The organism is Streptomyces muensis (assembly GCF_021474425.1).
Taxonomy (GTDB): domain Bacteria; phylum Actinomycetota; class Actinomycetes; order Streptomycetales; family Streptomycetaceae; genus Streptomyces; species Streptomyces muensis.
In genome coordinates this window covers 1-11,836 of sequence record NZ_JAKEIP010000271.1, presented here as the reverse complement: position 1 = coordinate 11,836, position 11,836 = coordinate 1, and the positions used below count along the sequence as shown (strand labels likewise).

The following is an 11,836-nucleotide window of genomic DNA, read 5'->3' as shown; positions in this document are numbered from 1 at the left end:
CCACCGCACATCCCCCGCAATTCCCCCCACCCATGGAAAGGGACACCATGGCAAAGAGCGCACTGCGCAAGATCACCATGGCCGTGCTGGCCCCGGCGATGGCCGTCGGCGCCACCGTCGGACTGGCCTCCGCCCCCGCCTCGGCCGCGGTCTGGAACTCCTGCGACCAGTGGGGCAACACCAGCCTGAACGGCTACACGCTCTACAACAACATCTGGGGCTCCGGCGCCGGCAGCCAGTGCATATGGGCCAACTCCGGCACCAACTGGGGTGTCTGGGCCAACCACCCCAACACCGGCGGCATCAAGTCCTACCCCAACTCCAAGAAGGTGATCAACAAGACGATCGCCTCCCTCGGCTCGCTCACCAGCAGCTACAACGTCACCGTCCCGTCGGCCGGCGCGTACAACACGTCGTACGACATCTGGGACACCGACTACGACCACGAGATCATGCTCTGGGTCAACTACAACGGAGCCGTCGGCCCGATCGGCACCTCACAGGGCACCGTCAGCCTCGGCGGCCACACCTGGAACGTCTACCGGGGCTCCAACGGCGCCAACAACGTGTACTCGTTCCTGCGGACCTCCGACTCCAACTCCGGCAACGTGGACATCAAGCCGATCCTCAACTGGATCGCCTCCAAGGGCTGGATGTCCAGCAGCGAGACCATCGGTGACGTCCAGTTCGGCTACGAGATCACCTCGTCGTCCGGCGGCCTGGACTTCAACACCAATAACCTGACGGTCAGCAGCAGCTGACATGCCAACAGGGCCGGGGTCGTTCCCTCATCCGGGGTCGACCTCGGCCCGCAGCACGTTGTAGTCCGCGAACGCCGACTCCACCTCGGCGCGGCTCAGCCCGTAGCGGGCCAGGTCGTACCGGTGCGGCCGGGTGCCCTTCGGGCGGGCGACGGCACCGGCCAGCCGGGCCGCCTCGGCCCCGGTCCAGTGGGCGCCGACCGCGTCGTAGAGCCGGGGCGCACCCTTGGCCGGGTCGTCGGCGAGCAAGGAGTACGGGGCGTCCACCAGCGCGTCTGGGGGCAGGGCGGCGCGGGCCCGCAGGCCGCGTTCCATCGCCCGGCTGAGCAGGCCGAACCAGGTGGCGCCGATGCCGTGGAGGTCGAGGGGGCGGGTGCTGACGGCCATGCCGTGCTCGATCAGACTGCAGAAGGAGGCGACGGCGGTGACCGGGTCGCGGTGGCACCACACGATCGTGGCGTCCGGGAACACCTTGTGCAGTGCGTCCAGGTTGCCCAGGTGCAGCGGGGACTTCAGGACCCAGCGCCGGCGCGGACGGCCGTACTGCAGGACCTGGAAGACCTGCTTGAGATAGCGGTAGTCGTCGGCGAAGTCCCGCTCGCGGTACCACGCCTCGTACTCGGGTATCCGGGCCTGCGACAGCGGCATCAGGGCGTGGGGGAGGGCGAACGTGCATTCCTCCGGGCCCTCGGCGGCCATCGCGTGGATGTCACGGAAGCGCGGCGCGAACAGGTTGGTGCCCTGGACCAGGCGGCGGCCCGCGGTGACCGCCCTGCGGCGCTCGCGGGGCGGCAACTCCAGGCCGGGCGCGAGCAGTTCCCACAGCAGCGGGGCGCGGTGCCGCGCCGACAGCGACAGCACCGCGTGCGTGACCGTGGTCGCGGTGCGCGGCAGGCCCACCACGAACACCGGCCGCTCGATCGGCTCATGCTCGATCTCCGGATGCTCGGCGATCAGCCCCCGCACCCGCGCCCGGTTCGCGAGATGCCTGCGCACGAAGACCTGCGCGGACTGCCAGCCGACCGGGGTCAGGTTCTCGGCCCGCGCCCACCAGCTCAGCAGCGCCCGGAAGTCGTCGACGAACTGCCCGTCCCCCTTGGCCTCGCCGGTCTCCACGACGATCCGGTCGAAGACGCGATCCGGACCGCGACGGGAGCCGAAGGCCGGACGCAGCAGCTGGTTGGTCAGAGTGAGGAGCAAGGGTGACGTGGACACGGAAAATACCCTATCGTGCCCAACTCGCCTCACAGGCAAGGAAGTTGAAGCGGAGAGGGCGGCCGGAAGACCTCCACCGTCCGGCCGCCCTCTCCCACACGGCTACTCCGCTACAGGCAGCCGTGCCCCGTCCCGCAGGAACAGCGGGATGCGGTCCAGCGGGGCGTCGACCGTCACGGTCGTCCCGCCCTCGTACGTCTCACCCGTCCACGCGTCCGTCCAGCGCGCCCCCGCCGGAAGGTACGTCGTCCAGGTCGTCGCCCCGGCCGTCAGCACCGGCGCGACCAGCAGGTCACGGCCGAACAGATACGCGTCGTCGACCGCCCAGGCAGCCGCGTCCTCGGGGAACTCCAGGAACAGCGGCCGCATCGCCGGCAGACCCTCGTCGTGGGCCTCGCGCATGACCTGGAGGACGTACGGCTTAAGGCGCTCGCGCAGCCGCAGGTACCGCTCCAGGATCGCGCCGGCCTCCTCGCCGTACGACCACACCTCGTTCGGGCCGCCGGTCATGTCGGGGCCGAGCGGCATGCCCGGGTCGCGGAAGCCGTGCAGCCGCATCAGCGGGGACAGGGCGCCGAACTGGAACCAGCGGACCATCACCTCGCGGTAGGCCGGGTCGTCCGGGTCGCCGCCGTGGAAGCCGCCGATGTCCGTGTTCCACCAGGGGATCCCGGACAGCGCGGTGTTGAGGCCGGCCGCGATCTGGCGGCGCAGCGTCGGGAAGTCGGTGCCGATGTCGCCGGACCACAGGGCGGCGCCGTAGCGCTGGCTGCCCGCCCAGGCCGAGCGGTTGAGGCTGACGATCTCCTCCTCGCCGGACGCGCGCAGACCCTCGTAGAAGGTACGGGCGTTCTCGGCCGGGTAGATGTTGCCGACCTCCAGGCCCGGACCCGTCCAGTAGCGCAGGTTCTCCTGGAAGCCCGGCTTCAGCTCCGGCTCGCAGGCGTCCAGCCAGAAGGCCGTGATGCCGTACCGGTCGAGGTAGTTCTGCTTCACCTTCGACCACACGAACTCGCGGGCCTCGGGGTTGGTGGCGTCATAGAACGCCACCTGGACCGTGGAGGCCACCTCCTTGTCGGGCCAGTCGGCGTGCGCCATCGGGCCGTACTGCGTGCCGATGAAGTAGCCGCGCTGCTCCATCACCGGGTGGTTCTCGGAGAGCGGCGAGACCGACGGCCAGACGGAGACGACCAGCTTGATGCCGAGCTCCTCCAGCTCGCGCACCATCGCCGCCGGGTCCGGCCACTCGGCCGGGTCGAACTTCCACTCACCCAGGTGCGTCCAGTGGAAGAAGTCGCAGACGATCGCGGAGATGGGAAGGCCCCGGCGCTTGTACTCCCGTGCCACTTCGAGGAGTTCGTCCTGGGTGCGGTAGCGCAGCTTGCACTGCCAGAAGCCCGCCGCCCACTCCGGCAGCATCGGCGTACGGCCGGTCACCGCGCTGTAGCGGCGCTGTCCGTCGGCCGGGCTGCCCGCGGTGATCCAGTAGTCGAGCTGGCGGGCGGAGTCGGCGACCCACCGGGTGCCGTTGTGCGCGAGCTCCACGCGGCCGATCGCCGGGTTGTTCCACAGCAGGGTGTAGCCCCGGCTGGAGGCCAGCACCGGGATGGAGACCTCGGCGTTGCGCTGGATCAGGTCCAGGACCAGCCCCTTCTGGTCGAACCGGCCGTGCTGGTGCTGGCCGAGTCCGTACAGCTTCTCGTCGTCGTAGGCGGCGAAGCGCTGCTCCAGACGGTGGTGGCCGTTGCCGACGGCGGTGTAGAGCCGCGAGCCCGGCCACCAGAAGTGGGCGCGCTCCTCGGCGAGGAGCTCGGTGGAGTCCTCGGTGCGCAGGAAGCGGATCAGGCCCTCGGCGTTGACGTGGACGGTCAGTGCGCCCACGGTCAACTGCGCTTCCCCGTCGCCGATCTTGACCGAGCTCTCCGTGGCCGGGGGTTCGTCGAGAAGGGCACCTGGCAGCCCGTCGAGGACCGGCCCGCCGAGCCGGGCACGCACCCGGACCGCGTCCGGCCCCCAGGGCTCGATACGGACGGTCTCCTGACGGCCGCTCCACTCCAGCACGCCGTCCCGTTCCCGGAACGTGCCGACGGTGGGAGAGGACTGCGCCAGGCTCACCTGGGGCTGGTCTTCAGCAGGCTGATTCACGTGGCGTGCTCCCTGGAGGAGTTCAGACATGGGGGTGCCCTGGTAAGGGGGCCGGCGACGCGCGCGGCGCGCGAAGGGGCGGGTCTACGACTGGCTGGGCGCCGGGCCCGTGCTCGCCCGGATCGTCAACTCGGGTGCGATCAGCACGACTTCGTCGCTGCCGCGCCCGTCGAGCTTGGCGACCAGCTGCTCCACCGCGTGCCGGCCCATCTCCTGCGCGGGAATGGAGACGGACGTCAGCCGCACCGAGGCCTGCACGGCGACCTGGTCGGGGCAGACCGCGACCACCGACACGTCCTCGGGCACGGCCCGGCCCTGCTGGCGCAGCAGGGCGAGCAGCGGTTCCACCGCCGACTCGTTCTGCACGACGAACCCGGTGGTGCCCGGGCGCTCGTCGAGGATCCGGGCGAGGGTGACGGCCATCGCGTCGTACCCGCCCTCGCACGGCCGGTGCAGCAGCCGCATCCCCAGCTCCTGGGAGCGCAGCCGCAGTCCGTCGAGCGTGCGCTCGGCGAAACCGGTGTGCCGCTCGTAGACGGCCGGGGCCTCGCCTATGACAGCGATGTCGCGGTGCCCCAGCATCGCCAGATGCTCCACACACAGCGCGCCAGTCGCCTTGAAGTCGAGGTCGACGCAGGTCAGCCCGGTGGTGTCGGCGGGCAGCCCGATCAGCACGGACGGCTGGTCGGTGCCGCGCAGCAGCGGCAGCCGCTCGTCGTCCAGCTGGACGTCCATCAGGATCATCGCGTCGGCCAGCCCGCTGCCGGTGACGCGGCGTACGGCGTCGGGGCCTTCCTCGCCGGTCAGCAGCAGCACGTCGTAGCCGTGCGTCCGGGCCGTGGTGGCCACCGCGATGGCGATCTCCATCATCACCGGCACATACATGTCGGTGCGCAGCGGGATCATCAGCGCGATGATGTTCGACCTGCTGCTGGCCAGGGCGCGGGCGCCCGCGTTCGGGTGGTAGCCGAGCTCGCGGATGCTCTGCTCGACCCGCTGCCGGGTGGTCGCGGAGATGGACCGCTTGCCGCTGAGGACATAACTCACCGTGCTCGCCGAGACTCCGGCGTGCTGGGCGACCTCGGCGAGGGTGACCATCCAGCTCTCCAAGCTTTGTGAAGCGCTTCGACAGTGCGCGCTATGTACAGGGGTGGGTGTGAGGGTGGTTCGACAGTAGCCCCACCGAAGGTGGGTGTCCATAGGTTGTCGAAGCGCTTCGACTCCGATTTTCGAACCGGGTCGCGGAGCGCGAGGAGAACGCCGCCGGTCCGGGGCGGCGCGCCCGGACCGGCCGGGGCTCGGGTCCCTGCCTACCACGACCGGCCGTGAGGGAGCCATGGAAGGGGGACATCGGCCGAACGGACGCGCGCGGGGTGGTGGGGCCGCCCGTAATCGGGTACATACGATCGGGTAGCACCCGTCGGTAACCAAACGGCCCAAGATCCCGATTCGCGGCGAGGTGAGCCTCATGTCCGCAGCACCCACGAAGCCCACTGTCACTGAGCGTGAGGCACGCCAAGTGGCGGAGGAGGCCCGGCAACAGGACTGGCGCAAGCCCAGCTTCGCCAAGGAACTGTTCCTCGGCCGCTTCCGCCTCGACCTCATCCACCCCCACCCGATGCCCACCGACGAGGCGGCCCAGCGCGGCGAGGAGTTCCTCGCCAAACTGCGTGACTTCGTCGAGACCAAGGTCGACGGCGCCCTCATCGAGCGCGAGGCCCGCATCCCCGACGACGTGATCGACGGGCTCAAGGAGCTCGGCGCCTTCGGCATGAAGATCGACACCAAGTACGGCGGCCTCGGCCTCACCCAGGTCTACTACAACAAGGCCCTCACCCTGGCCGGCTCGGCCTCGCCCGCGATCGGCGTGCTGCTCTCCGCCCATCAGTCGATCGGCGTACCGCAGCCGCTGAAGTTGTTCGGCACCCAGGAGCAGAAGGACGCCTTCCTGCCGCGCTGCGCCCGCACCGACATCAGCGCCTTCCTCCTCACCGAGCCGGACGTGGGCTCCGACCCGGCCCGCCTCGCCACCTCCGCCGTACCCGACGGCGACGACTACGTCCTCGACGGGGTCAAGCTGTGGACGACCAACGGCGTCGTCGCCGACCTCCTCGTCGTCATGGCCCGCGTGCCGAAGTCCGAGGGCCACAAGGGCGGCATCACCGCATTCGTCGTGGAGACCAACTCGCCCGGCATCACCGTCGAGAACCGCAACGCCTTCATGGGCCTGCGCGGCATCGAGAACGGCGTCACCCGCTTCCACCAGGTCCGCGTCCCGGCCGCGAACCGGATCGGCCCGGAGGGCGCGGGCCTGAAGATCGCGCTGACGACGTTGAACACCGGACGGCTCTCCCTCCCCGCGTCCTGCGTGGCGGCCGGGAAGTGGTGCCTGAAGATCGCCCGCGAGTGGTCGGCGGCCCGGGAACAGTGGGGCAAGCCGCTCGCCCACCACGAGGCCGTCGGCTCGAAGATCTCCTTCATCGCCGCCACCACCTTCGCCCTGGAGGCGGTGACCGACCTGGCCTCGCAGATGGCCGACGAGGACCGCAACGACATCCGCATCGAAGGCGCCCTCGCCAAGCTCTACGCCTCCGAGATGGCCTGGACGATCGCCGACGAACTCGTCCAGATCCGCGGCGGCCGCGGCTTCGAGACAGCCGAGTCGCTACGGGCCCGCGGCGAGCGCGCGGTCCCCGCCGAGCAGGTCCTGCGCGACCTGCGCATCAACCGCATCTTCGAGGGCTCGACGGAGATCATGCACCTGCTGATCGCCCGCGAGGCCGTCGACGCCCACCTCTCGGTCGCCGGCGACCTCATCGACCCCGACAAGTCCCTCCAGGACAAGGCGAAGGCGGGCGCGGGCGCCGGCGTCTTCTACGCCAAGTGGCTCCCGAAGCTGGTCGCGGGACAGGGCCAACTGCCGTACGCCTACGGAGAGTTCAAGCAGGGCGTCGATCTCTCCGCGCACCTGCGCTACGTCGAACGCACGTCCCGCAAACTCGCCCGCTCCACCTTCTACGCCATGTCCCGCTGGCAGGGCCGCATGGAGACCAAGCAGGGCTTCCTCGGCCGTGTCGTCGACATCGGCGCCGAACTGTTCGCCATGAGCGCGGCCTGCGTCCGCGCCGAGCACCTGCGCACCCGGGGCGACCACGGCCGCGAGGCCTACCAGCTCGCCGACGCCTTCTGCCGCCAGTCCCGGCTGCGCGTCGAGGAACTCTTCGGCCGCCTGTGGACCAACACCGACGACCTCGACCGCAAGGTCGTCAAGGGCGTGATGTCGGGCACGTACGAGTGGCTGGAACAGGGCATCGTCGACCCCTCGGACGACGGCGCCCCGTGGATCGCGGACGCGACACCCGGGCCGAGCGAGCGGGAGAACGTCCACCGCCCGATCAGGTGACCGAGAGATGACCGGGTGATCGAAAGGGAAGGGGTCACCGCCCCGCCGGTCACGGCCTGCGGCGACCCCTCACCATCCTGTTACCCACCGGATGGGGACGCCCTGTCCTTCCCGCCTGCCGTTACGGACACAATGGAGGGATGAGCGACAGTCCAGCCCCCCGAGGGCGCGGGGCGGAAGCCCCGTCTGCCCTGCGACGCCATGCACGCACTCTCGCCGCACCGGGCGCTGACCCAAGTACATCCAGTACGTGGGCCAACGCCCGGCACGGCGAGAGCACGCACCTGACGCCGCAGGGCCCGCCCTCCGGGCGGACGACGGGGCTTCCGCCCCGCGCCCTCGCCGATCCCCACCTGGTCTACGACCCCGTAGCGGGCGACGGCCCCAAGGACGTGGTGATCCTCGGCTCCACCGGATCGATCGGCACCCAGGCCATCGACCTCGTGCTGCGCAACCCCGGCCGGTTCCGGGTCACCGCGCTCTCGGCCAACGGCGGCCGGGTCGCCCTGCTCGCCGAGCAGGCCCACCGGCTGAAGGCGCGGACCGTCGCGGTCGCCCGTGAGGACGTCGTACCGGCGTTGCGCGAGGCACTCGCCGCGCAGTACGGCACGGGGGAGCCGCTCCCCGAGATCCTCGCGGGCCCGGAGGCGGCCACGCAGGTCGCCGCCTCGGACTGCCACACCGTCCTCAACGGCATCACCGGCTCCATCGGACTCGCGCCCACCCTCGCCGCCCTGGAGGCCGGCCGGACCCTCGCGCTCGCCAACAAGGAGTCCCTGATCGTCGGCGGCCCGCTGGTCAAGGCCCTCGCCAAGCCCGGGCAGATCATCCCGGTCGACTCCGAGCACGCCGCCCTGTTCCAGGCGCTGGCGTCCGGAAACAGGGCCGACGTACGGAAACTCGTCGTCACCGCCTCCGGCGGCCCCTTCCGCGGCCGTACGAAGGCCGAGCTGGCGAACGTGACCGTCGAGGACGCCCTCGCGCACCCCACCTGGGCCATGGGCCCGGTCATCACGATCAACTCCGCGACCCTCGTCAACAAGGGCCTGGAGGTCATCGAGGCGCATCTGCTCTACGACATTTCCTTCGACCGCATTGAGGTGGTCGTGCATCCCCAGTCGTATGTTCACTCGATGGTTGAGTTCACCGACGGATCCACGATCGCCCAGGCGACGCCCCCCGACATGCGCGGGCCCATCGCCATCGGTCTCGGCTGGCCCGAACGCATTCCCGACGCCGCGCCCACCTTCGACTGGAGCAAGGCGTCCACCTGGGAGTTCTTCCCCCTCGACAACGACGCGTTCCCCTCGGTCGACCTGGCGCGCCACGTGGGGCAGCTCGCGGGCACGGCCCCGGCGGTGTTCAATGCGGCCAACGAGGAGTGCGTGGAGGCCTTCCGGGCCGGCGCACTGCCGTTCAACGGGATCATGGAGACCGTCACCCGGGTGGTGGAGGAGCACGGCACCCCGCGGGCGGGAACTTCTCTGACCGTCGCGGACGTCCTCGAAGCGGAGACCTGGGCCCGCAGGCGGGCTCGGGAACTGGCGGCACACACGGCGGAGGCCCGTGCATGACGACCCTGATGTTCATCCTCGGCATAGTGCTGTTCGCGGTCGGGCTGCTCGCCTCGATCGCCTGGCACGAGCTGGGCCACCTGTCCACGGCCAAGCTGTTCGGCATCCGCGTGCCGCAGTACATGGTCGGCTTCGGCCCGACCATCTGGTCGCGGAAGAAGGGCGACACCGAGTACGGCATCAAGGCGATCCCGTTCGGCGGCTACATCCGCATGATCGGCATGTTCCCGCCGGGCCCCGACGGCCGCCTCGAAGCCCGCTCGACCTCACCCTGGCGCGGCATGATCGAGGACGCCCGCTCGGCCGCGTTCGAGGAGCTCAAGCCGGGTGACGAGACCCGTCTCTTCTACACGCGCAAGCCGTGGAAGCGGGTCATCGTGATGTTCGCGGGCCCCTTCATGAACCTCGTGCTCGCGGTGGGCCTGTTCCTCACCGTGCTGATGGGCTTCGGCATCCAGCAGCAGACCACCACCGTCAGCTCGGTCTCCCAGTGCGTCATCGACCAGAAGGAGCAGCGCGAGGACTGCAGGGCGACCGACGCCAAGTCCCCGGCCGCCGCCGCGGGCATGAAGGCCGGCGACAGGATCGTCTCCTTCGGCGGTGTACGGACCGAGGACTGGAACACCCTCTCCGACCTCATCCGCGAAAGCGCCGGCAAGGACGTCCCGATCGTCGTCGACCGCAAGGGCGAGCAGCTGACCCTGCACGCGAAGATCGCCACCAACTGGGTCGTGAAGAAGGACGCGAGCGGGGCCTACGTCAAGGACGACTACGTCCAGGCCGGCTTCCTCGGCTTCAGCGCCGCCACCGGCGTCGTCAAACAGGACTTCGGCGAATCGGTGACCTGGATGACCGACCGGGTCGGCGAGGCCGTCGACTCCCTCGTGGCCCTGCCCTCCAAGGTCCCCGCCCTGTGGGACGCGGCCTTCGGCGACGGCCCGCGCGAGCCGGACTCCCCGATGGGCATCGTCGGCGCGGCGAGAGTCAGCGGCGAGATCGCGACACTCGACATCCCGGCGTCCCAGCAGCTGGCGACGTTCGTCTTCCTCCTCGCCGGCTTCAACCTGTCCCTGTTCCTGTTCAACATGCTCCCGCTGCTGCCGCTCGACGGCGGCCATGTCGCGGGCGCGCTATGGGAGTCGCTGCGCCGCAACACGGCGAAGGTGCTGCGCCGCCCGGACCCCGGTCCGTTCGATGTGGCGAAGCTGATGCCGGTGGCGTACGTGGTGGCCGGAATCTTTGTCTGCTTCACGCTTCTCGTACTGGTCGCGGACCTCGTCAACCCGGTCAGAATCTCCTAGACACACGGCGTTCGAGGCGGCCCGGGATCGTATGTCCCGGGCCGCCTTCCATTGAGTGGGTTTACGGACCGTGATGTGCTGGGGCCTGCTCCGGTGCCGTAATCTCGAAGCCTGGAGCCCGCTGCTGACGGGACCGGACCTTGATCCACGACTTGGGGTTGCACAGCACATGACTGCGATTTCTCTCGGCATGCCGTCCGTTCCGACCAAGCTCGCCGAGCGGCGGGTGTCGCGGCAGATCCAGGTCGGGACGGTGGCGGTGGGCGGCGACGCCCCGGTCTCGGTCCAGTCCATGACGACGACCCGTACGTCCGACATCGGCGCCACCCTGCAGCAGATCGCCGAGCTCACCGCGTCCGGCTGCCAGATCGTGTGTGTGGCCTGTCCGACGCAGGACGACGCCGACGCCCTCTCCACGATCGCCCGCAAGTCGCAGATCCCGGTGATCGCGGACATCCACTTCCAGCCCAAGTACGTCTTCGCGGCCATCGAGGCCGGCTGCGCCGCGGTCCGCGTGAACCCCGGCAACATCAAGCAGTTCGACGACAAGGTCAAGGAGATCGCGCGGGCGGCCAAGGACCACGGCACCCCGATCCGCATCGGCGTCAACGCCGGCTCCCTCGACCGGCGCCTGCTCCAGAAGTACGGCAAGGCCACGCCCGAGGCCCTGGTCGAGTCGGCTCTCTGGGAGGCGTCGCTCTTCGAGGAGCACGACTTCCGGGACATCAAGATCTCGGTGAAGCACAACGACCCGGTCATCATGATCGAGGCGTACAAGCAGCTCGCCGCCCAGTGCGACTACCCGCTCCACCTCGGCGTGACCGAGGCCGGTCCGGCGTTCCAGGGCACGATCAAGAGCGCGGTGGCGTTCGGCGCCCTCCTCTCCCAGGGCATCGGCGACACGATCCGGGTCTCCCTCTCGGCACCGCCGGTCGAGGAGGTCAAGGTCGGCAACCAGATCCTGGAGTCCCTGAACCTCAAGCAGCGCGGACTGGAGATCGTCTCCTGCCCGTCCTGCGGTCGCGCCCAGGTCGACGTCTACAAGCTGGCCGAGGAAGTCACCGCCGGCCTCACCGGCATGGAGGTCCCCCTCCGCGTAGCCGTCATGGGCTGCGTCGTCAACGGCCCCGGCGAGGCCCGCGAGGCCGACCTCGGCGTCGCCTCCGGCAACGGCAAGGGTCAGATCTTCGTCAAGGGCGAGGTCATCAAGACCGTCCCCGAGTCCAAGATCGTCGAGACCCTCATCGAGGAGGCGATGAAGATCGCCGAGCAGATGGAGGCGGACGGCGTGGCCTCCGGCGAGCCGTCGGTAGCGGTGGCCGGCTGACCGGCTTCTCGTCGCCCCCGCCGCCCCTACCCGTCCCATCCCCAGGGGCTCCGCCCCTTCGACCCCGGGGTTCGTTCTTCGGGTGCGGGCCGGTGGGGGCTTGTCGCGCA

General features: G+C 69.9%; 8 protein-coding genes. 5 read left to right on the top strand and 3 right to left on the bottom strand.

The features are described from left to right. The first annotated feature begins 47 nt into the window (after positions 1–47). Positions 48–761, top strand: a complete 714-nt coding sequence (locus L0P92_RS37005; RefSeq protein WP_234767450.1) for a glycoside hydrolase family 12 protein — start codon at positions 48–50, stop codon at positions 759–761. A 27-nt stretch (positions 762–788) separates the two neighbouring features. On the opposite strand, the gene L0P92_RS37000 is transcribed toward L0P92_RS37005, so the two are convergent. The 3 genes from L0P92_RS37000 to L0P92_RS36990 form a co-directional block, all read right to left on the bottom strand. Further along, the gene (locus tag L0P92_RS37000; protein WP_234767449.1) at positions 789–1,976 is read right to left on the bottom strand and encodes a sulfotransferase family protein; all 1,188 of its coding nucleotides are present in this window, start codon (positions 1,974–1,976) and stop codon (positions 789–791) included. 102 nt (positions 1,977–2,078) lie between these two features. Then, complete coding sequence (locus tag L0P92_RS36995; protein WP_234767448.1) at positions 2,079–4,121, bottom strand: glycoside hydrolase family 31 protein; 2,043 nt, start codon at positions 4,119–4,121, stop codon at positions 2,079–2,081. Positions 4,122–4,205: 84 nt separating this feature from the next. Further along, entirely contained in the window at positions 4,206–5,219 is a 1,014-nt protein-coding gene (locus L0P92_RS36990; RefSeq protein ID WP_234767447.1) for a LacI family DNA-binding transcriptional regulator, read from the bottom strand. A 370-nt stretch (positions 5,220–5,589) separates the two neighbouring features. On the opposite strand from L0P92_RS36990, the gene L0P92_RS36985 reads away from it, so the two are divergent. The 4 genes from L0P92_RS36985 to ispG all read left to right on the top strand — a co-directional run bounded on the left by L0P92_RS36985 (position 5,590) and on the right by ispG (position 11,726). Further along, on the top strand, positions 5,590–7,524 hold the full coding sequence (locus tag L0P92_RS36985) for an acyl-CoA dehydrogenase family protein (protein WP_234767446.1): 1,935 nt from the start codon (positions 5,590–5,592) through the stop codon (positions 7,522–7,524). Positions 7,525–7,664: 140 nt separating this feature from the next. Further along, on the top strand, positions 7,665–9,098 hold the full coding sequence (gene dxr, locus L0P92_RS36980; protein WP_234767445.1) for a 1-deoxy-D-xylulose-5-phosphate reductoisomerase: 1,434 nt from the start codon (positions 7,665–7,667) through the stop codon (positions 9,096–9,098). After that, on the top strand, positions 9,095–10,399 hold the full coding sequence (locus L0P92_RS36975) for a M50 family metallopeptidase (RefSeq protein ID WP_505016554.1): 1,305 nt from the start codon (positions 9,095–9,097) through the stop codon (positions 10,397–10,399). The genes dxr and L0P92_RS36975 overlap by 4 nt, the downstream gene beginning before the upstream one ends. A 169-nt stretch (positions 10,400–10,568) precedes the next feature. Continuing rightward, positions 10,569–11,726 carry a flavodoxin-dependent (E)-4-hydroxy-3-methylbut-2-enyl-diphosphate synthase gene (gene ispG / locus L0P92_RS36970; RefSeq protein ID WP_234767444.1) on the top strand — a complete coding sequence of 386 codons (1,158 nt, stop codon included), beginning with the start codon at positions 10,569–10,571 and terminating at the stop codon, positions 11,724–11,726. Positions 11,727–11,836 lie beyond the last annotated feature (110 nt).